Here is a 21,616-nt window from a genome sequence, read left to right as displayed (position 1 = left end):
ACCATGAGTGAGCAGCACCGTTTCCCCTGGCCCCGAGCAAGCGTTACCGGGGTGGGCTCCCTCCCGGGAACCGAGCCGGATGAGGCGGCACGAACCGTCTCCGGTGAGCTTCCCGAGTTCGTCCATCTCGCCGAACTCCCGGACCGAGGGCCCGGGGCCGATCTGGTCGGGCGCGCGGCGGCCACACTGGTCGACTTCCCGGTGGAGGTGCAGCCCTCCGGCTGGCGGGTGGCCGACCGGCCCGGACGGGACCTCTGGCGCGCACGCTCCCTGCTGTCGGCGGATCTGGACGCGGCCGAGGAACACACCCAGGGCTACACCGGCCCGTTCAAGCTACAGCTGGCCGGCCCGTGGACACTGGCCGCCACTCTCGAACTGCGAACCGGGCAGCCACTGCTCGCCGATTCTGGGGCCGTGCGCGACCTCTCCTGCGCACACGCCGAGGGCCTGGCCGCCCACCTGGCCGAGATTCAGCGGCGGATTCCGGGTGGCCACCTCGTCGTCCAGCTGGACGAGCCCGCCCTGACCGCTGTCCGGGACGGGCGCGTGCCCACAGCGAGTGGCTACGGCCGCATCGCCGCCCCCGATCCGACCACCCTCCAGGAGCATCTGCGGGAGGCCTGTGCCGTGATCGAGACGGCCGGTGCCGTTCCCGTGGTCCACTGCTGCGCCGAAAACCCCCCGATCGAGCTGCTGCGCCGCTCGGGGGCTCGCGCCGTGGGCCTGGATGCGACGCTACTGGAAGAGGAGCATGACGAGCCCCTGGCAGCCGCGGTCGAGGCCGGGATTGCACTCTTTCTCGGGCTGGCGGCGCGTACCGGGGGCGAACCGTCGGACCCGGCCGCTACCGTCGATCCGGTACGAACACTGTGGCACCGCACCGGCCTGGATCCGGAGACACTCAGTGACACTGTTGTCGTCACCCCACGGTGCGGACTGGTCGGGCTGGCGCCCACGACCGTCCGCGAAGTGCTCGCCGACTGTCACACAGCTGCTCGGGTGCTGCGCGAGGAACCGAGAAGGGACGGCCGGAAGTGAACGCGGGAGAGCAGGGGCCACGTCAACGACACGCCCAACTCAGCCAGGAGGTCGCCGACCACCGCTATCGCTACTACCTGGGCAGCCCGATCGTCTCGGATGCCGAGTTCGACGCGCTGATGCGGGAGCTGGAGGAACTGGAGGAGCAGCACCCCCAGTTGCGCACACCCGACTCGCCCACACAGCAGGTGGGGGCGGTGCTCACCGAGTTCGCACCGGTAGAGCATCTGGAGCGCATGGAGAGTCTCGACAACGCCTTCGACCCGGCCGAGCTGGCGGCCTGGATCGAGCGGGTCACCAACGAGACCGAGATCCATGGCTATCTGTGTGAGCTGAAGATTGATGGGCTCGCCGTGGCGCTCGTCTATGAGCAGGGCCGCCTGGTACGGGCCTCCACCCGGGGGGACGGGCGTGTCGGCGAGGACATCACGTTGAACGTGCGCACCATCGAGGCGGTCCCGGACCGGCTGGATGACTCGCTGGCGCCGGTCCCGGAGCTGGTGGAGGTGCGGGGAGAGGTGTTCCTGCCCGTCGCGGACTTCGAGGAGCTCAACGCCGGCCTGGTCGCCGACGGCCGCACCCCGTTCGCCAATCCCCGCAACGCCGCGGCCGGTTCGCTGCGGCAGAAGGATCCCAGAGTGAGCGCGACCCGCCCCCTGACGATGGTGGTGCACGGGGTCGGCGCCCACCGTGGGGTGAGCTTCACCCACCAGTCGCACGCCTACGAACTGCTGCGTTCCTGGGGGCTTCCGGTCAGCGACCACTACCGTGTGGTCTCCGACCTCGCAGGGGTGCGGGCCTATGTCGACTACTACGCCCAGCACCGGCACGAGCCTCCGTTCGAGATTGACGGCGTTGTGGTGAAGGTCGACGACGTGGTGACGCAACGTCGCCTGGGCTCCACCAGCCGCGCACCGCGGTGGGCAATCGCCTACAAGTACCCACCAGAGGAGGTGACCACGCGGCTGGTGGACGTGCGCGTGAACGTGGGCCGCACTGGGCGGGTCACGCCCTACGCGGTGTTGGAGCCGGTCCGGGTGGCGGGATCGGAGGTCGAGTTCGCCACGCTGCACAACGCCCAGGAGGTTCGCCGTAAGGGTGTCCTGATCGGCGACCGGGTGGTACTGCGCAAGGCGGGGGATGTGATTCCCGAGGTGCTGGGGCCGGTGACTGAGGTGCGGTCGGGGACCGAACGGCCGTTCGAGATGCCGGAAACCTGCCCGGAGTGCGGTACGGAACTGCGTCAGCAGAAGGAGGGGGACGTCGACCTTCGCTGCCCCAACAGTCGCTACTGTAAGGGCCAACTTCGCGAACGACTCTCCTTCGTCGCCAGCCGCAAGGCCCTGGATATCGAGGCCCTCGGCTATGTGGGGGCCACGGCCCTGACCCAACCGCTGGAACCGGCGCAACCTCCGGTCCGGGACGAGGGAGATCTGTTCCACCTCACCACCGAGCAGTTGCTACCGATCCGAACCCTGGTCCTGGATCCGGACACCACCGAACCCAAACTCGACCCCAGGACCGGTGAGCCGAAGGTCGTGACCTTCTTCGCGAACAAGGAGGGGGAACCGAAGAAGATCGTCTCCACCCTGTTCGAACACCTTGAAGAGGCCAAACAGCGTCCGTTGTGGCGGATTCTCGTCGCCCTGTCCATCCGGCACGTCGGTCCGACCGCGGCGCAGGCCCTGGCTCGCCACTTCCGCTCCCTCGACGCGATCGCCGCCGCGGACGAGGAGGACCTGGCCGCCGTGGACGGGGTGGGGCCGACGATCGCCCAGTCGGTGGTGGAGTGGTTCAGCGTGGACTGGCACCGCGACATCGTGGCGAAGTGGCGTGCCGCCGGGGTCCGAATGGCGGATCCTCGTCCCGAGGGGGACGCGGAAGGCCCTGGTCCGCTGAACGGCTACAGTGTCGTGGTCACCGGTTCGCTCGGCGGATTCACCCGGGACACGGCCAAGGAGGCGATCCAGGAGCGGGGCGGAAAGGTTACCGGATCCGTGTCCAAACGCACCGACTTCGTGGTGGCCGGTGACAATCCCGGCTCCAAGTACGACAAGGCGCTCCAGCTCGGGGTGGTGGTCCTGGACGAGGCCGGGTTCCAGCTGCTGTTGGACGCCGGTCCCGACGCGGCCCGCGCCAACGCCGAATCCGGCGCAGCCAACGGAGGCTGAGCGCTAGCTGGTGAGCGCTAGCTGGACTGTCCCGCGAGGTGAGGTACGCGGTTTGCGGAAGGCCCGCTGATCGCGGTGAGGCAGAAGGGACGACGGGCCTCCAGGCGCGTCCCGCCCCTAACGCCCCCATCGGCCTTTCCGCACCCTCATGGGCTGGGGGCGTCCCCGAGACGCCAGAGCCGCCGCAACTCCACCCCCGTGGGGTGCAAGAGCGGATGCTGCGTGGAGTGGCGAACTTCGCACACACCCGTGCGCCTACCCAAAGCTGGGTAAAGGTTGCACTGTGCAATCAATCGGCCACAGCGATAGGTTACCCTTGCGTTGACTGTCGCCACGCGGCACGTGCGCGTTGATTGATGACAGGAAGTTTGCTATAGGCGACGGAAGGTAACCGAACTGCGTAAGCTGGAGACGCACCTTCCGCAGTTCACTTGAGGCGGCGATGGGACATCCGACGGGAGCCCGCCCGTTCGGGCCACGGTTCGGGACGCCGCTGTGGCTGTACCTTGCAGGTACCACGGCGGCCGGTCTCGCGTTGCTGGGATTGGCCGTGTACTCGCTCGGCATGGACTCCATGGTGCAGCTCGCCCAACAGCCGCTGCTGTGGGTCGTCCTGTGCATGGTCGTGCTGGGCGAGCTCCGGCCCATAGCCCTGCCGAACTCTCCCCGGGACAGTGGGGCACCGACCTCGCTACCCTTCGCCTTCGCCCTGGTGATCTTCTTCGGCTTGCCCGTGGCCGCGCTTGTCCAGGCCCTGGCCTCGATCACCTCGGGGGTCGTGCAGCGCAGCGGTCCGTACCGGATCGCCTTCACCGTGGCCCAGTACACGCTCAGCCTCGGGGTCGCGGACGGGATTATCCGTGTCCTGTATCCGGCACCGAGCATGTGGATCCCCGAAGGGCCCCAGCTGCTGGTGGTTGCGGCCGCGGGTGCCGCCTACTTCGTGGTCAATCTCCTGCTGGTCGAGTGCGCCTCGGCCATGCACGAACGCGTTCCCCTGCGCCGCACCCTCACCAAGAACCTGGGGCATCGCGTATTCGTGGCAAGCGTGCTGTTGAGCCTGTCCCCGCTCGTCGTGGTGGCGATGGCCCACTCGGTGTGGCTCGTTCCGCTGTTCTTCTTCCCGTTGGCCGCGCTGTACACGAGCGCGACCCTGTCCCTGAAGCGGGAGCATCAGGCCAATCACGACGAGCTCACCGCGCTGGCGAACCGCAAGCTGCTCGTCCTACGGACCGAGGAGGCGCTTGAGGAGGCGCGTCAGCATGGTGGCCGAGTGGGGCTGCTGCTGTTGGATCTGGACCGGTTCAAGGAGGTCAATGACACCCTCGGACATCCCATCGGTGACCGGCTGTTGCGCCTGGTGGCCCAGCGGCTGACCAACAGCGTGCGTCCCGGGGATCTCGTGGCCCGTCTGGGCGGCGACGAGTTCGCGGTCCTGCTGCCACGTATCCGCGACGCCGTCTCGGCTCGGGAGGTGGCCGCCCGGCTGCGCGTGGCCCTGTCCGAGCCGATCCGGCTGGACGGAATGGATTTCGACCTTGAGGCGAGTGTGGGCATCGCGCTGTATCCCAGCCACGCCACGGACTTCGAGCTGCTCATGCAGCGGGCCGATGTGGCCATGTACGTCGCCAAGGAGCGACGTAGCGGGGTCGAACTGTACGCCCCGCACAACGACCGCAACTCCACCGCACGTCTCGGCCTGTTCAGCGAGCTGCGGCGCGCCCTGGTGGAGGAGGAACTGGAGATGCGGTACCAGCCGGCCGTGGATATCGCCAGCCGCCGGGTCGTGGGGCTGGAGGCCCTGGTCCGCTGGCGTCATCCCCAGCGGGGGCTGTTGCCACCGGAGGAGTTCATCCACGTGATCGAGCACTCCTACCTGATGCGTGGCTTCACCCACGAGGTTCTGGAACTCACCCTGCCGCAGGTCGCACGGTGGTGGTCCGAGGGGGTGTGTGTCCCGGTGGCGGTGAACCTCTCACGGCGGGAACTCCTGGATCCGTCCCTGCCGGACATCGTCGCATCGGCCATCCGCCGCCACGAGGTTCCGCCACACGCGCTGCGCTTCGAGGTCAGCGAACGGGTCCTGGTCCAGGAGGCCGAGGCGGTGGTTCCGACCATGGTCGCCCTGGCCAACCACGGCCTGGAACTGTCCCTCGACGACTTCGGTACCGGCTACTTCACCCTCGCTCGTCTGCGAGGGCTACCCGTCGCCGAGGTGAAGCTGGACGAGACCTTTGTCCGTCAGATCGACGAGACTCCGGATGGCCAGGTCATTGTTGGATCGGCCGTGCACCTGGCGCGCACCCTCGGCTTGCGGGTGGTTGCCGAGGGGGTGGAGTCCGGACGGATCGCCAGTGTCCTCGGTTCCCTGGGCTGCACGGTGGCGCAGGGGCGGTACTTCACCGAGCCCCTGGAGGCGACCGATGTCCCGGGCTGGGTTCTGCGCGCCGCCGAGAGCGAACCCGTGCCGCGCCGCCATACTGGATCGGCCAGCTGACGGGCCGATGCGCTGCCCGGACGGCCCACGCCGCGCCGCCCGTAGGATTGGTCTGTCCAGTCGTCGTAGTGGAAACGGTGTCCATCATGCCCGCCATCACCCGCGAGGAGGTCGCCCACCTCGCACGGTTGTCACGGTTGGCGTTGCCGCCGGATGAGCTCGATACCCTCGCCACCCAGTTGGACGAGATCCTCGCAGCTGTGGCGAAGGTTCAGGAGGCCACCGAGGGCAACCCCGACGTTCCGGCGACGTCGCACGTCATGCCGTTGACCAACGTGTACCGGCCCGACGAGGCCCATCCCGGCCTGGACCGGGATGCGGCCCTTGCCGAGGCGCCGGCCGTGGAGGACGACCGGTTCCGCGTCCCGCGGATCCTGGGGGAGGAAGCGTGAGCACCAGCACAGCAGGAACCCTGATCGAACTGACGGCGGCGGAACTGGCCGCTGCCATTCGCAGTGGGGAAACCTCGTCCGAGGAGGTCACCCGCGCCTACCTGGACCGCATCACTCAGGTCGACGACGCTGTTGGTGCCTTCCTGCACGTCGACGCCGAGGGGGCCCTGGCCCAGGCCCGCGGCGTGGACGAGCGCCGGGCCTCCGGAACGGAGCTGGGGCCGCTCGCCGGGGTTCCCGTCGCGCACAAGGACGTTTTCACCACCGCGGGGGTACCCACCACCGCCGGTTCCCGGATCCTGGAGGGGTGGCGCCCGCCCTACGACGCCACGGTGACCCAGCGGCTGCGCGCCGCGGACATGGTCCTGCTCGGCAAGACGAACATGGACGAGTTCGCCATGGGCTCGTCGACCGAGAACTCCGCCTTCAAACCCGCGCACAACCCCTGGAACCTGGACCGGGTCCCGGGAGGCTCCTCGGGTGGGTCCTCCGCCGCGGTTGCCGCGTTCGAGGCTCCCCTCGCCACCGGCACCGACACCGGCGGCTCCATCCGGGAGCCGGCGGCCATGTGTGGCCTGGTGGGCGCCAAACCGACCTACGGGGGATCCTCCCGATACGGCCTCATCGCCTTCGCCTCTTCCCTGGACACCCCCGGACCCTTCGCCCGCACGGTACACGACGCCGCCCTGCTCCACGAGGCGTTCTCGGGGCACGATCCGCGCGATGCCACCTCACTGGACGCCCCGGTGCCACCGGTGGTCGCGGCCAGCCAGCAACCGGACATCGCCGGGATGCGCGTCGGGCTGGTGCGCCAGCTACAGAACGGATCCGGCTACTCGTCGGGGGTCACTCAGCGTTTCACCGAGACCGTGGAGCTCCTGGAGTCGCTCGGCGCGAAGGTGGTCGAGGTGTCCTGCCCGAGCTTCGAGGCGGCATTGGCGGCCTACTACCTAATCGCCCCGAGTGAGTGCTCCTCGAACCTCGCCCGCTTCGACGCGATGCGCTACGGCCTGCGGGTGGGAGATGACGGAACCCGCAGCGCCGAGGAGGTCATGTCGATGACCCGGGCGCAGGGATTCGGGCCGGAAGTGAAGCGCCGCATTATGCTCGGCACCTACGCGCTGTCCAGTGGGTACTACGACGCCTATTACGGATCGGCCCAGCAGGTGCGGACCCTCGTGCGGAGGGACTTCGACGCCGCGTTCGAGAACGTGGACGTGCTCGTCTCGCCGACCGTCCCCACCACCGCGTTCCCGCTGGGGGAGCGGTCCGAGGACCCGATGGCGATGTACCTCGCCGACCTGTGCACCATCCCGGCGAATCTCGCCGGAAACGCCGCGCTGTCCGTGCCGTGTGGGCTGTCTCCCGAGGACAACCTGCCCGTGGGAATCCAGGTCATGGCGCCACCGCTGGCTGATGAACGCACCTACCGGGTCGGCGCGGCACTGGAGGCCGCCTTCACCGAACAGTGGTCCGGGCCCCTGCTGCGGGCGGACCGGATCGCGGTCTGACCCACCGCCAAGCCCGGTCCCGGGGGCCGGAACCGTGGGCGACTCCTGGTGTAGCTCCCCGGGCCGGCCGGATGTGACGCCAGATATGACGGTGCCCCGTCCCTGGGCGGGACGGGGCACCGGTGCGGTTCAGCGTTCACTCAGAACGCCGGAGCCGGGCCGTGCTCAGCTGTCCAGGGCCGCGGCACTGCGGCGCTTGCGGGCCAGGAAGAGCGCGGCGGCACCGCCACCGAGCGCGACCACGGCCGCGGCGATCAGGCCACCCAGCTGGGCGCCCGTGACGGGCAGCTGGTCGTCAGCCTGGTCACCCTCGTCGCCGTTCTCCGGCTTCTTGTCGTCGGCCGGCGGCTTCTCCTCGTCCGGCGGCGGGGTCTTGTCGTCCTCCGGCGGTGGGGTCTCGTCGTCGTCCGGCGGCGGAGTCTCGTCGTCGTCCGGAGCCTTCTCCCAGCTGACCTCGACGGAGCTTTCCGCCTCGACCGTCTCGCTCTGGGCGACGATGAGTGTCTGGGTCTCGAAGTCCTGGTCCTCGATGCCCTGGAACAGCCGGCCGGTCCGTGCCTCGGCCGAGGTCTGGGCACTGACCGTCGCCTCTCCGGGCTCGGCATCCTCGGGAACGTTCAGCCCGAAGGTGTCGCCGTCTGCGAGGCTGTCCACGGCGTTGCCGTCGAGATCCACGATCTCCACGCCCTCTGGCCCGTCGAGCTGGGGGGAAATCTCTTCGGCGTTGGTGTCCACCGTGAACTCACCGATGATCTCACCGGCGTGCCCGGAGGCCTCCTTGGGGTCGAAGCTCAGCGAGGCGTTGGGCTCACCCCCCGACTCCAGCTCGTCGGCGTCCTCGACGAGGTATTCGTAGACCGCGGTGACCTCGTCACTATTACGACGGTCATCTGTGTCCAGGGCAGTGTCGTTGGAGTAGTACCAGATCGCTGCCTGGGTGCCGGCGATCGCGTCCCGTTCATTGAGATCGTCGACGCCGGATTCGGCAGCGAGCTCGTCCAATTCGACATTGGGGTGTGAGTTCTGCAAGATCCAGTGCACCTTGCCGGGCTTGGCGAATTCGCCCTTGCCCGGGTAGTCCGCCCAGTCCCCCTCCACGTACTGCGCGGAGGTCCTGATGTCAGTGTCCGCATCGATGCAGTAGGTCGACAGCTTGGAGCCGTCCTCCAGCTCCAGGGTGAACAGCGAGGTCCCGTAGGTGTTGCCGCCCTCCATATGGACCCGGGGGCCAGAGTCCGCCTGCCCGTTGTATTCGCCGTGTACCGGGTCGGCCGCGGCGGGGGCAGCCAGACCGAAGGCCAGTAGGGCGGCGCTACTCGCGGCCACCGCCGAGAGGCGGGTGCCCGGTCGCGTCATGCGCAGTGTTTTCGTCACGGTATGTTCCCAGTGGTTTGGGGTGCCAGAAATGTCGATCTACGCCGGGGTCATGGCCACAGCTGCCCGACAGTGCTGGTGTGACCGGCGCGTACGTATCTCGGGGGAATGGCGTCGGTGGCGTGGAGCGGGTCAGCCGGTCCGAACGCATCCGGCGGGAGTTTCACACGTGTTCGGCGTCAGTCGGGCACTATAGGGACCAACTCCCGCACCGTCAGATACTAGCGACACATGTGCCTCGTTCCAACCACTCCTGGCAAATGGGTACACACTCGTTCCCGGATCGTCCTGGACCGGTCGACCGCGGTGCACTACCCGGTTTGGACTCGCTAAGCTGCGGGAGGGGCCTCGCCACACGTTCTCGGGACCGATAGGCGAGGCCGGGAACTGGCTCCGAGCGTGGAAACGGTACGAGGCGATGGCAGACGCGGGCACTGTGGCGACGGGGGACGACACGAATACCGGTGCGGCCGGGGGTCGTGGCGCGGCTGCCGACGGTCCGCTGCTCTCCTACGCGGATGCCACCGCGCACTACGCACCCGTGCTCGGTTTGGAGACCCACATTGAACTGGGCACCGAGTCGAAGATGTTCTGCTCCTGCGCCACCGGCTTCGGGGCCGAGCCCAACACCCAGGTGTGCCCGGTGTGCCTGGCCCTGCCCGGAGCCCTGCCAGTGGTCAACGAGAGCGCTGTCGAGGGCACCCTGCGTATCGGCCTGGCCCTGAACTGCACGATCGCCTCCTGGTGCCGCTTCGCCCGGAAGAACTACTTCTATCCGGACATGCCGAAGAACTACCAGATTTCCCAGTACGACGAGCCGCTGTGCACCGACGGCTACCTGGACGTCACCGTGGAGGCCCCCGACGGAAGCCCGAGGGAGTTCCGGGTCGGGATCGAACGGGTGCACATGGAGGAGGACACTGGCAAGACCGCGCATGTCGGCGGCGCCACCGGGCGGATCCACGGCGCCGACTACTCCGTCGTGGATTACAACCGTGCCGGTATTCCCCTGATCGAGATCGTGACCAAGCCGATCGAGGGGGCCGGGGAGCTGGCCCCCGAGGTGGCCCGGGCCTATGTGCGGGAGCTGCGGGACCTGGTCCGTTCGCTGGGCGTGTCCGACGTGCGGATGGAGGAGGGCTCGCTGCGCTGTGACGTGAATGTGTCCCTCATGCCGCACGGCGCGCAGCAGTGGGGGGTGCGCAGCGAGACGAAGAACGTGAACTCGCTGCGTTCGGTGGACCGGGCGGTGCGCCACGAGATGCGGCGGCACGCCACCCTGCTGGTGGCGGGGGAGCAGGTCCGGCAGGAGACCCGCCACTTCCAGGAACAGAGCGGCAGCACCGTCGCGGGCCGCAGCAAGGAGGAAGCGGAAGACTACCGTTACTTCCCGGACCCGGACCTCGTCCCGGTGGCCCCGAGCAGCGACTGGGTGGAACGCCTCCGCAGCGAACTTCCGGAACTTCCCGCGGCCCGCCGGGCTCGGATCCAGACCGAGTGGCAGCTTACCGACGAGGAGCTGCGTGATCTCGTCAACGCGGACGCCATCGATCTGGTTGCGGCCACGGTCTCTGCCGGCGCTCCCTCCACTGAGGCCCGGAAGTGGTGGCTCAACGAGCTTTCCCGACGTGCCACCGAGGCAGACGTCCCCCTCACCGAGGTGGGGATCTCGCCGGCACAGGTCGCTCGGGTCGTACAGCTGGTCACGGACGGCACCCTGACGAACAAACTCGCCCGGCAAGTCGTGGACGGGGTCCTCGCGGGAGAGGGAGAGCCCGACGCGGTTGTCGAGTCGCGGGGACTGCGCGTGGTTAGCGATGACTCCGCCCTCGGCGCGGCGGTGGACACCGCCATCGCCGAGAACCCCGACGCCGCGGAGAAGGTGCGTAACGGTAAGGCCGCCGCGGCTGGAGCCATTGTCGGTGCCGTCATGAAGGCCACCCAGGGGCAGGCCGACGCCGCCCGGGCGCGGGAGCTGATCCTGGAGCGGCTCGGCGGCTGAACCGGTGCGGCGGGGCCGGTGGGCCGCGGCGGTCCGAGCCTCCAGAGGCCTTCGGTGGCCCTGGGTTGTGAATCCGCGACCCAGGGTGCTGATCTGTCGCTGGCTCTCCGCACTCCCTCAATCTTGCCGTGACCTTGTGTGCATAGCCTGAAACGGCACGATGGCACGGAAATCGTCCGTTCCGGCAGGAGCACGCCTGCGGGACACCGTGGGTCGGCGGTGGGTTGGTTGCGTGGGCTGTGTCCAGGAGCGGCCGCGAGCATCGTCCCCTCCCCGTGGGCGGGCGGGTGCGGGCCCGTCAGCGGTATCCCGCGGGAGCCGATGGGCGCCACCTCGTTCCTCCGGGATGGGCAGGTCTGGGACCAGTTCGTGGAGGGCTCGCCTACCGTGCCTGAACCCGGCGGTCGGCCCCGGCCGGGATATCCGGGGATGGCGGGGCGTCGAAACTGAGAGGGCTGTGAATTTGACCGGCGGGATGAGGAAGCCGGGTGGGGATCGCTCGGAACGTTCCGCTCCCGAGGTGCGTGCGCCGACCCGGACTGACCCCTGGTCTTGGTTCGGCGGCATTGTGTTGGTCGTCACCCTGTTGGTTATGGGTACGCTGGTGGGGGTTGGTGGCCAGCCGCTGACTGCCATGGTCGGGGTGTGGCCCTCGACGGTCGCCGCGGCCGTCGCCTGCGTGTCGTTGCTCACCGCGGCGCGGTCCACGCGCTACCCGGCACGCGAGGCCCTGGGGGCCGATGGTGTCACCGCACTGGCCCTCCTCGGGTATGCGGCCCTGGCCTGGACTGTGGGTGGGGTGATCACCGGAGCGACCGGACTGGTCAGTGCAGGCAGCGCCACCTCCGTCGCCCTCTCCTTCGGCGACCTGTTCATTCTGGCGGCCCTGCCGCTCTTCGTGGCGGGATTCCTGCGTCTGGCCCCGTTGCCGCGCGCCCGGCGGCCACTGTTGCGGCATATCACGGACAGCTACGTGTGCGCCGTGGCCGTGTTCACGGTGCTCTGGCTGGTGTTGTTCGCCCCCCTGTATGCGGCGGTCGGTGAGGGTAGCTCGGCGATGGGTTTCGCGCTGCTGCATCCGGTGGCCGATGTCCTGGTTCTGAGTCTGCTGGCGCCACTGGTGCTCACCTCGCCTCCGCAGACGCGGCGTGTGGTGCTGGCTGCGATCGGGGCCTTCGGGATTCTCGCCGGTGCCAATCTCATCGGGGCCATCACTAGCCTGGTCGGGGAACCGGTGGCCGGTGGGTTGGAGCAGCCGGTCCGGGTGCTCGGTTTCGCCGTGCTTGCGGCATTGCCCTGGTTGGTGCGCCAGGACCCTGCGGGCTCCCTGCCCCGGATTACCGGTCGTGGCCTGTACCGGTTCGCTCCCGAACTGGCTGCCATCGCAGCGAGTGCTCTGGCCACCGTGGCGTTGACGCTGGTTGTCCTGCGTATCGGGGGAGTCACTCCGCTTCTTCCGCTGGTGGTCGGATCGGCCGTGCTGGTGTTGCTGGTGCGCATGGCGGGGCTGCTGGACGAGTCGGCCACACTGGCGGAGATGGTGCGGGCGCGGGAACGGCACTTCCACGAGCTGGCGCGAACCAACGGCGATGTGATCCTGGTGGTGGACGCGGACGGCAGTGTGCACTACCTGAGCCCGGGGGCGGCCGAAGCCTACGGATACCGCGAGGAGGAGCTGTTCGGGCAGACCATCGGAACCATCATCCACCCGGAAGATCTGGACTCCGCCCGGACCGTGGTTGATGAGGTCCGCCGTGGTCGGCAGTGCAGTGCCTCGGTGCGGGCACGAGTCCGCGCCGCCGACGGGACGTGGCGCCACACCGAGTCCACCGTGTCCCATTACGCCCAGCCGGGAGAGTACGACCGACTGTTGGTGACCACCCGCGATATCAGTGCCCAGGTGGCCTTGGAGGACCAGGTCAACCATCTGACGTTCCACGACGGCATCACGGGGCTGCCCAATCGTGCCTACCTGGAGGAGCGGACCCGCCAGGTGTTGCGCCAGCGGGGGAGCGCGGAACCGTCCGCGGAGAATGAGGGGGACGTCGCGGTGATCTTCCTCGATCTGGATGGGTTCACCGCGGTGAACGACTCCGCGGGGCATACCTCCGGCGACTTCCTCCTGACCGAGGCGGCTCGCCGACTCCGCGGGAGTGTGGGCGTCACGGACACCGTGGGTCGCTGGGGCGGGGACGAGTTCGCCGTGCTGGTCGAGCACGGCGGCGCGGCCCGGTACGTGGTGGATCTCGCCAACCGGATCGTTCGGGATATCTCCACCGAGGCGTTCCCGGTGGCCGGAGGGGAAGTGCTGCTGTCCGCCAGTGTGGGGGTCGCCTTCGCGGAACCGGGTGTGGACGCGGCGGAGCTGCTCCGGAACGCGGACATGGCCATGGCACGGGCCAAGGAGTGGGACGGCAGCCGTGTGGAGATCTACGCCAGCCACATGCACGACCGTGTGGTGCGCAGACTGGAACTACAGACCCAGCTTCGGCAGGCGCTGGCGGAGGGTGACTTTCTGCTGGAGTACCAGCCCGCGGTCGATCTCAACACCTCGAAGGTCACCGCAGTGGAGGCCCTGGTGCGCTGGCAGCGCGACGACGAGGTCTGGGCTCCGGAGCGCTTCCTCGGTGCGGCCGAGGAGTCGGGTCTGGTGGTTCCCCTCGGGGAGTGGGTGCTGACCGAAGCCTGCGCGCGCGTTGCGGAGTGGCGCCGTCTCTCCTGGGATATCGGCCTGTCGGTGAACCTCTCGGTGCGTCAGATCCTCTCCCCACGGTTCGTTGACACGGTTTCGATGGCGCTGGCCGACAGCGGGCTGCCGGCAGCGGCGCTGACGATGGACGTGGACGAGGACGTGCTCTTGGAGAATCCGGGGGAAGCCGTGGCCCGGCTGGCGGACCTCAGAGCGCTGGGTGTGCGCCTGGCCATCGACGACTTCGGGATGGGCCACGCCTCGCTGGCGCATCTACGTCGTCTTCAGGTCGACACTCTCAAGATCGATGCGTCCTTCGTTCAGGATGTGGACGTGGACAGCACCGTGCAATTGTTGACCCAGTCCATCGTGAGTCTGGGAAAGAACCTCGGGTTGCGGGTGGTCGCGGAGGGGATCGAGGAGCAGGGGCAACTGGAGCGTCTGCGCGACATGGGCTGCACGCAGGGACAGGGTTTTCTCGTGGCGCGGCCGATGTCGGCGGAGGGGATCACCGCCCTCATCGAGGGGGAGGCCGCGCCCGAACGTTAGGGCCTGTTTCCTGGAGTTGGGAGCGAGGTTTGGGCCTGGCCTGGCGACGTCCACCCCGTCCCCGCTTCCGCTGGCCGTCGTGCGGGGGAGAGCACGGTGTCCCCGGCGCGGACATGCCTCCGGCGGCTGAGGTCCACCGCGGCCGCACCGCCCTCGGGAGGGGGACGGGTCGCGGTAATCGCCGATGCGCACACGCCGTCTCGGCCGCCGGCGGCGTCGCGCCGTGGTGGTCCCTGGTGGTGTCCTGTTCCGGGGGCGCTCCCCCGCACGACGGCCAACGGGACGTGGGGGCGGCAGCTTGTGGGGGTACCCCCGTGGCGGGGGCGCCGTGTTGTTCCGCACGACGGACCTCAAGGTGGGGCGGAGGCGGTGCGTGGTCCACCCGGGAGTGTCCTGGCTGGGGGTGCTTGGTTATGGGTCCGCGCCGTGTCGGCCGCCGGCGGCGTCGCACCCCGCGAGATCATCCCCCGCACCACGGCCAATGATCGGGGAGGGCGGCGCGGCTGGTGCGCGCGTCCCCGGGCAGGGTGGTGCGGGCGGTTGCTTCCCGCTCCGGTCGATGATGGCCCCGGGCCATGAGGTGCGGGGTGGGTTTCTGCGTGACCGTGAGGTGTGCACAGCGACCCCAGGTCTCGGTGGTTTGTCGTGTGTATGGTTGTTCAGTCTGGTGAAGCATCCTCAGATTGCTCCGTGTCACGTTCCGCATCCCCGGTCGGTGGTCGTTGTGTGAGGGGTGTGTTCCCTCGGGTAGGGGGATGTGCGGCATGGCCATCGCACCCAGGTCTGGGTGGTTGTCGTGTGTAGTGGCTGTTCGGTCTGGTGGGGCGCCCCCAGGGCGCTTCGCACCCCCCGACCGCTGGCCGTCGTGCGGGGGAGCGCCCCCGGAACAGGACACCACCAGGGACCACCACGGCGCGACGCCGCCGGCGGCCGACACGGCGCGTGCCCATAACCAATCACCGTTCCCCGCACGTTCCCCGGGGAGCGTCGGATGCGGGGGCATCCCCCGCGCCGTGGGCGTTCCCGCACGCCCGGGGCGCTGCCCCAGCCCGGCCCACGGACGGGCACGGGCGCATCCCTCGGGCCTCGCCTGGGCGGATCGGCGCGCATCAGCGCAGCCGACAGCCCCCATGCGGCCTCCGGAGAGAGTTCCCGGCCTGCGACCACGCCCACCGAGCCGGCCCGAGCAGCGTCCCACCTCACAGACACTCCAAAAACCACGACCTGGGGGCGGCTCTGGAACCAGGCCAGGAACTCCATCGGGGAGGGATTGAGGTGGTGTTGGCATCCGGGGTGGCCCCAGCGCATGCGGGCCAGGTAGAGCCGTTGGAGAGCAGGAGCAGCCCCCGGGGTTCTGCGGGACATCACGATCTGCACAGCAGGGCTGGCGTCCTGGTCACCCCCACCGCCGAGCCGGGGGCGCGGTCATGAGCACGCCGGACGGAAGGGGCAAATCGGGCCACAGTGCGAAATTCGTGTCTCATAATGTGAGACAAAATGACCGTTTTGGTTGACGTGGCACGCGGACTCGGCCAATGTTGACACCGTGCGAAGCAACCACCCACGAATTCTCGTACTTGGTCAGCGCGTAGCCAGCTGACTGAGTCAGTCGTCAGTCGCCGACGCTACGCGCTCCCCTCAACCGCTCTGCGGTGAGGGGTTTTTTGTTGCCAGGCACAGTCCATCACCCCTGTAGCAGAAGGACCCCAGTGATGACCGAGCATATGACCGGAGCCCAGGCTCTCATCGCGTCGCTGGAGCAGGTTGGCGTCGACGTGGTATTCGGGATCCCGGGTGGAGCCATTCTTCCCGCCTACGACCCACTCTTCGACTCCCGCGCCGTACGGCACGTGCTCATGCGCCACGAGCAGGGGGCCGGTCACGCCGCGGAGGGGTACGCCTACGCCACCGGTCGTCCGGGCGTGTGTGTGGCGACCAGTGGCCCGGGGGCGACCAATCTCGTCACCCCGCTCGCCGACGCGCATATGGACTCCGTGCCGATGGTGGCGATCACCGGGCAGGTCGCTACCCCGCTCATCGGCACCGACGGATTCCAGGAAGCGGACATCTGCGGCATCACCATGCCGATCACCAAGCACAACTTCCTGGTCCGGTCCGCCGAGGACATTCCGCACACCATCGCCTCGGCCTTCCACATCGCCGCGACGGGGCGCCCCGGTCCGGTTCTGGTGGACATCGCCAAGGACGCGCTCCAGAGCACCATCGCGTTCTCGTGGCCGCAGAATCCCGAGCTTCCTGGATACCGTCCGGTTACCCGCCCACACGGCAAACAGGTGCGCGAGGCGGCCCGGCTCGTCGCCGAGGCTCGACGGCCGGTGCTCTACGTCGGTGGCGGCGTCCTCAAGTCCGGGGCCTCCGCGGAGCTGCGGGTGCTGGCCGAGCTCACCGGGATGCCGGTCGTCACCACGCTGATGGCGCGCGGTGCCTTCCCGGACACCCACGAACAGCACGTGGGTATGCCCGGTATGCACGGTTCCGTCTCGGCGGTCGGGGCGCTCCAGCGGGCCGACCTGATCGTCGCCCTCGGTGCCCGGTTCGACGACCGGGTGACGGGTCGCCTCGACAGCTTCGCCCCCGAGGCGACCATCGTGCACGCGGACATCGACCCTGCGGAGATCTCCAAGAACCGCCATGCCGATGTGCCGATCGTGGGAGACTGCCGTGAAGTGATCGCGGACATGGTCGTGGCGGTGCGCTCGGACCAGTCCGAAGGAAGGGTCGGCGACTATGCCGCATGGTGGGCGCAGCTCGAACGGCTGCGGTCGGTCTATCCCACCGGCTACACCGACCCCGGTAACGGCAGCCTCTCCCCGCAGTACGTCATCCAGCGGATCGGGGAGCTTGTCGGTCCCGACGCCTGCTACGTGGCCGGAGTCGGGCAGCACCAGATGTGGGCTGCCCAGTTCATTGACTACGAACGGCCTGGAAGTTTCGTCAACTCCGGCGGTGCGGGAACCATGGGTTTCGCCGTTCCGGCGGCCCTGGGCGCCAAGACCGCCGAACCGGACCGGACCGTGTGGGCCATCGACGGCGACGGCTGTTTCCAGATGACCAACCAGGAACTGGCCACCTGCGCGGTCGAAGGCATCCCGATCAAGGTCGCGGTCATCAACAACAGCAATCTGGGCATGGTGCGTCAGTGGCAGACGCTGTACTACGACGGGCGCTACTCCAACACCGACCTGCATACGGCTCCCCGCCCCGAGGACCCGGACGGCGCCGAGTCCACGGGCGAGGCGGGGCAGGATCCGCGGCCGGGGCGCATACCGGACTTCGCGCGCCTGGCCGAGGCGTACGGTTGTGTGGGCCTGCGTTGTGACCGCGTGGAGGATGTCGACGCGACCATTGAAAAGGCCATGGCGATCAACGACGCTCCGGTGGTCATCGATTTCACCGTGCACCACGACGCCATGGTCTGGCCCATGGTGGGGCCGGGCACCAGCAACGACGACATCCAGTACGCGCGGGACATGGCACCCGACTGGGACGACGAGGAATAAGGGGCCGAGAAGTTGAGTCTGCACACGCTGTCCGTCCTGGTGGAGGACAAGCCAGGCGTCCTCGCACGCGCCTCGGCCCTGTTCTCCCGGCGCGGTTTCAATATCCACTCCCTCGCTGTCGGACCAACCGAGTACGAGGGACTGTCCCGGATGACGATCGTGGTCAACTGCGACCGCCACCCCCTGGAGCAGGTGACCAAACAGCTCAACAAGCTGGTGAACGTCATCAAGATCGTCGAGATGGACCCCGACGCCGCGGTACGCCGCGAACTGTTGTTGATCAAGGTCAAGGCCGATGTCAACACACGCAGCCACGTGCTGGAGACGGCCCAGCTATTCCGGGCCAACGTGGTTGACGTCGGCCCGGACGTGGTCGTCATCGAAGCCACCGGTGATCCCGAGAAGCTCCAGGCGCTGATCCGCAATCTGGAACCCTTCGGAATCAAGGAGCTCGTCAAGTCCGGGCTGGTGGCGCTGGGACGCGGAGCGAGGTCGATTACCGACCGCTCGCTGCGGGTCGTGGAACGCAGCGCCTAGAGAGTGGGGTGTGCATGCTGGGCATCCGGCTGTCTGGGCGACCGGCGCAGCCAGTCTCGTCCCGGGGCCGCGACCCCGACAGGATGCACACACCACCACCCAGCCCACACCGCAGACACGGGCCGGACCGGGGACTCGCGCCGCGGTCCGGCGAATACACCCCGGAGCGTGTGGTGTGACCCCGCCGGGCCAGCACGCGGCCCGTTCTCTCCTGGACTCTCCTGGATTCCCCTGGAGGCCGCTGCACGAGGGTGCCCCGGAACGGTGCACACGACAGGATCTGGACCAAGAACAAAGGAGTAAGCCGACGTGGCAGCACAGATGTACTACGACGACGCCGCAGACCTGAGCGTCGTCCAGGGCCGCACGGTGGCGGTCATTGGCTACGGCAGTCAGGGCCACGCCCACGCCCTGTCCCTGCGGGACTCGGGGGTGGACGTGCGGGTCGGGCTGCGGGAGGGGTCGGCGAGTCGGGCGCAGGCCGAGGACGACGGGCTGCGCGTGGTCACCCCGAGCCAGGCGGCCCAGGAGGCCGACCTCATCATGATCCTGGCGCCGGACCACTTCCACCGCGACCTGTTCGCCGAGGAGATCGCCCCCCATCTGTCTCCGGGGGACGCCCTGTTCTTCGGGCACGGATTCAGTATCCGCTACGGTCTCATCAGCCCGCCCGAGGGCGTGGATGTGGCCATGGTCGCCCCCAAGGGGCCGGGCCATCTGGTGCGCCGGCAGTTCGAGGCCGGACGCGGGGTTCCGGTCCTGGTCGCGGTGGAGAAGGACGCCTCCGGCCGCGCCTGGGATCTGGTCCTGTCCTACGCCAAGGGCATCGGCGGGACCCGTGCGGGAGCCCTACGGACCACCTTCACCGAGGAGACCGAGACGGACCTGTTCGGTGAACAGGCCGTGCTGTGTGGCGGGGTGTCGGAGCTGATCAAGGCGGGATTCTCGACGCTCGTCGAGGCGGGTTACCAGCCCGAGATCGCCTACTTCGAATGCCTGCACGAGATGAAACTCATCGTGGACCTCATGTATGAGGGAGGCATCTCCACGATGTACTGGTCGGTCTCGGACAACGCCGAGTATGGCGGCTACACCCGCGGCCAGCGGGTCATTACCGAGGAGACCCGTGCCGAGATGCGGCGGATCCTGGCCGAGGTTCGGGACGGCAGCTACGCCCAGGAGCTCATGGCCGAGTTCGACGCGGGCCGGCCGACCTTCCTCAAGCGGCGGGAGGCCGAGCAGGCCGAGCAGATCGAGCAGGTTGGGGCACAGCTGCGTCCCCTCATGAGCTGGCTCAAGGGCTAACCGCTCGATGGTACGGCCCTGACCTGCGAAAATGTGGTCTTCTTGGGGGGTTCCGCATCGCGGTCAGGGCCGGGCGGCTAGACTCGGGCTGGTCGTGTCCCTGCACGGGGCACGGAGTGGTCAGGTCGTCGCGCGGTCGTGCGGCGATAAGCAACTCCCGTAAGGATTAGTTGTGCCCAAGCCAGTTGTTCTGGTCGCGGAAGAACTATCACCTGCTGCGCTCGCGGTGCTCAAGGAGGACTTCGACCTCCGCTACACCGACGGTTCCGACCGTTCCGCGTTGCTTCCGGCTCTTGCCGACGTCGACGCCGTGATCGTGCGCAGCGCAACCCAAATCGACGCCGAGGCCTTGGCGTCGGCCCCGAAGCTCCAGGTCGTTGCGCGCGCCGGAGTCGGGTTGGACAACGTGGACGTGTCGGCTGCCACCAAGGCCGGTGTGCTGGTCGTGAACGCACCCACCTCAAACATCGTGAGCGCCGCCGAGCAGGCGATCAACCTGCTGCTGGCCTGTGCCCGGCACACCGCTCCCGCCCACAACGCGCTGGTGAACGGGGAGTGGAAGCGCTCCAAGTACACCGGAGTCGAGATCTACGACAAGGTCGTCGGCGTGGTGGGACTGGGCCGGATCGGTGTCCTGGTCGCGCAGCGGCTGGCCGCGTTCGGCGTCACCCTGCTCGCCTACGATCCCTTCGTGCAGCCGGCTCGTGCCGCCCAGCTGGGTGTGGAGCTGGTGAGTCTCGACGAGCTGATGCGCCGCAGTGACTTCATCACCGTGCATCTGCCCAAGAACAAGGACACGGTCGGGCTCATCAGTGACGACGCTCTGGCCAAGGCGAAGCCCACCTGCCGCGTGATCAACGCGGCGCGCGGCGGCATCGTGGACGAGGATGCCCTGGTCCGCGCGCTCCAGGACAACCGGATCGCTGGGGCCGGTGTGGACGTCTTCGCCAAGGAGCCGTGCACCGACAGCCCGCTGTTCAACCTGGAGAACGTCGTGGTGGCCCCGCATCTGGGAGCGAGCACCCACGAGGCTCAGGAGAAGGCGGGAACCCAGGTCGCCGAGTCGGTCAAGCTGGCCCTGGAGGGGGAGTTCGTCCCGGATGCGGTGAACGTGCAGGGGGGCGGTGTCGCCGAGGACGTGCGCCCGGCGCTGCCGCTCACCGAGAAGTTGGGACGGATCTTCACGGCCCTGGCCCAGGCCACGGCCAGCCGGGTGGACGTGGAGGTTCGCGGCGAGATCGCGAGCCAGGACGTCAAGGTGCTGGAGCTGGCCGCACTCAAGGGCGTGTTCGAGGGCGCGGTGGAGGAGTCCGTAACCTTCGTCAACGCCCCCCTGCTCGCCGAGGAGCGGGGTGTGGAGATCAACCTCGTCACCAGTTCCGACAGCCCGGACTGGCGAAACGTGATCCGGGTGCACGGCGTGCTGCCCGACGGCCAGCGCGTGTCGGTCTCGGGAACGCTGTCCGGGCCGCGCCAGGTCGAGAAGGTCATTGAGGTGAACGGCTACAGCATCGAAGTTGACCTCGCCGACCACATGGCCTTCTTCTCGTACACGGATCGTCCCGGAATTGTGGGCGTTGTGGGTCAGCTGCTGGGCGATGCCCAGATCAACATTGCGGGCATGCAGGTCAGTCGGAATGTGGGTAAGGGATCGGCCCTGATCACACTGACCGTGGATTCCGCTGTCCCCGATGCGACCCTCGAGGCAATCCGTTCCGAGATCGGCGCGGACAGCTGCCGGGTCGTCGATCTGGAGTAGCACCACGCACATGATCCCCGGAGCGCCTCCCCTGGTTCCGGCGTTGTCTGCCCTGGGGAGAGGCGGTCCCGCGGGGATGGGTATGTCTGGCGGCCCCGGCGTAGCTTGCGCCGGGGCCGCATCCTGTTGGCTGGACCTGGACCTGGACCTGGACCCGGGGCCGGGGCTGCACCGGGACGCCCTCGGTTCTCCGGTGGGGGCGACTGGCGCAATACTTGGACATCCGATATTCTTGGAGTCGCTCTCTGGACGTCCAGTGATCTCCTGCGTC

Annotated in this window: 12 protein-coding genes; 11 read left to right on the top strand and 1 reads right to left on the bottom strand. The window is 68.4% G+C overall.

The window, feature by feature from the left end; genetic code table 11:
* Nucleotides 1-3: 3 nt before the first annotated feature.
* The 5 genes from RIF23_RS17105 (at nucleotide 4) to gatA (ending at nucleotide 7,609) form a co-directional block, all read left to right on the top strand.
* Complete coding sequence (locus tag RIF23_RS17105; RefSeq protein WP_310913572.1) at nucleotides 4-1,038, top strand: uroporphyrinogen decarboxylase/cobalamine-independent methonine synthase family protein; 1,035 nt, start codon at nucleotides 4-6, stop codon at nucleotides 1,036-1,038.
* The gene (gene ligA, locus RIF23_RS17100) at nucleotides 1,035-3,209 is read left to right on the top strand and encodes an NAD-dependent DNA ligase LigA (protein WP_310913571.1); all 2,175 of its coding nucleotides are present in this window, start codon (nucleotides 1,035-1,037) and stop codon (nucleotides 3,207-3,209) included. Before RIF23_RS17105 ends, ligA begins: the two co-directional genes overlap by 4 nt.
* A 442-nt stretch (nucleotides 3,210-3,651) precedes the next feature.
* Nucleotides 3,652-5,706 (top strand): putative bifunctional diguanylate cyclase/phosphodiesterase, encoded by a 2,055-nt coding sequence (locus RIF23_RS17095; RefSeq protein ID WP_310913570.1) that lies wholly within the window; start codon nucleotides 3,652-3,654, stop codon nucleotides 5,704-5,706.
* An 86-nt stretch (nucleotides 5,707-5,792) separates the two neighbouring features.
* Entirely contained in the window at nucleotides 5,793-6,098 is a 306-nt protein-coding gene (gene gatC, locus RIF23_RS17090; protein ID WP_310913569.1) for an Asp-tRNA(Asn)/Glu-tRNA(Gln) amidotransferase subunit GatC, read from the top strand.
* Nucleotides 6,095-7,609, top strand: a complete 1,515-nt coding sequence (gene gatA, locus RIF23_RS17085) for an Asp-tRNA(Asn)/Glu-tRNA(Gln) amidotransferase subunit GatA (RefSeq protein WP_310913568.1) — start codon at nucleotides 6,095-6,097, stop codon at nucleotides 7,607-7,609. The genes gatC and gatA overlap by 4 nt, the downstream gene beginning before the upstream one ends.
* Before the next feature lie 165 nt (nucleotides 7,610-7,774).
* On the opposite strand, the gene RIF23_RS17080 is transcribed toward gatA, so the two are convergent.
* Complete coding sequence (locus tag RIF23_RS17080) at nucleotides 7,775-8,983, bottom strand: thioester domain-containing protein (RefSeq protein ID WP_310913567.1); 1,209 nt, start codon at nucleotides 8,981-8,983, stop codon at nucleotides 7,775-7,777.
* A 418-nt stretch (nucleotides 8,984-9,401) separates the two neighbouring features.
* Here RIF23_RS17080 and gatB point away from each other — a divergent pair, with 418 nt between their 5' ends.
* The 6 genes from gatB to serA all read left to right on the top strand — a co-directional run bounded on the left by gatB (nucleotide 9,402) and on the right by serA (nucleotide 21,345).
* Nucleotides 9,402-10,985 (top strand): Asp-tRNA(Asn)/Glu-tRNA(Gln) amidotransferase subunit GatB, encoded by a 1,584-nt coding sequence (gatB, locus tag RIF23_RS17075; RefSeq protein WP_310913566.1) that lies wholly within the window; start codon nucleotides 9,402-9,404, stop codon nucleotides 10,983-10,985.
* Nucleotides 10,986-11,577: 592 nt separating this feature from the next.
* Complete coding sequence (locus tag RIF23_RS17070; RefSeq protein WP_310913646.1) at nucleotides 11,578-14,223, top strand: putative bifunctional diguanylate cyclase/phosphodiesterase; 2,646 nt, start codon at nucleotides 11,578-11,580, stop codon at nucleotides 14,221-14,223.
* 1,667 nt (nucleotides 14,224-15,890) lie between these two features.
* The gene (locus tag RIF23_RS17065; RefSeq protein ID WP_310913565.1) at nucleotides 15,891-17,744 is read left to right on the top strand and encodes an acetolactate synthase large subunit; all 1,854 of its coding nucleotides are present in this window, start codon (nucleotides 15,891-15,893) and stop codon (nucleotides 17,742-17,744) included.
* Nucleotides 17,745-17,756: 12 nt separating this feature from the next.
* A complete protein-coding gene (gene ilvN / locus RIF23_RS17060) occupies nucleotides 17,757-18,281 on the top strand; it encodes an acetolactate synthase small subunit (RefSeq protein ID WP_310913564.1) in 525 nt (174 codons plus the stop codon).
* Between the two features lie 309 nt (nucleotides 18,282-18,590).
* Nucleotides 18,591-19,586, top strand: a complete 996-nt coding sequence (ilvC, locus tag RIF23_RS17055) for a ketol-acid reductoisomerase (protein WP_310913563.1) — start codon at nucleotides 18,591-18,593, stop codon at nucleotides 19,584-19,586.
* Nucleotides 19,587-19,758: 172 nt separating this feature from the next.
* Entirely contained in the window at nucleotides 19,759-21,345 is a 1,587-nt protein-coding gene (gene serA, locus RIF23_RS17050) for a phosphoglycerate dehydrogenase (RefSeq protein ID WP_310913562.1), read from the top strand.
* Nucleotides 21,346-21,616: the final 271 nt, after the last annotated feature.

This window comes from Lipingzhangella rawalii (assembly GCF_031628175.1).
GTDB classification, from domain to species: Bacteria; Actinomycetota; Actinomycetes; order Streptosporangiales; family Streptosporangiaceae; genus Lipingzhangella_A; species Lipingzhangella_A rawalii.
This window is presented reverse-complemented; position numbering and strand designations above follow the sequence as displayed.

Coding starts and splice junctions, on each gene's coding strand:
- RIF23_RS17070 (WP_310913646.1), top strand. CDS start 11,578: ATGGGTACGCTGGTGGGGGTTGGTGGCCAGCCGCTGACTGCCATGGTC.
- RIF23_RS17095 (WP_310913570.1), top strand. CDS start 3,652: ATGGGACATCCGACGGGAGCCCGCCCGTTCGGGCCACGGTTCGGGACG.
- RIF23_RS17105 (WP_310913572.1), top strand. CDS start 4: ATGAGTGAGCAGCACCGTTTCCCCTGGCCCCGAGCAAGCGTTACCGGG.
- gatB (WP_310913566.1), top strand. CDS start 9,402: ATGGCAGACGCGGGCACTGTGGCGACGGGGGACGACACGAATACCGGT.
- gatC (WP_310913569.1), top strand. CDS start 5,793: ATGCCCGCCATCACCCGCGAGGAGGTCGCCCACCTCGCACGGTTGTCA.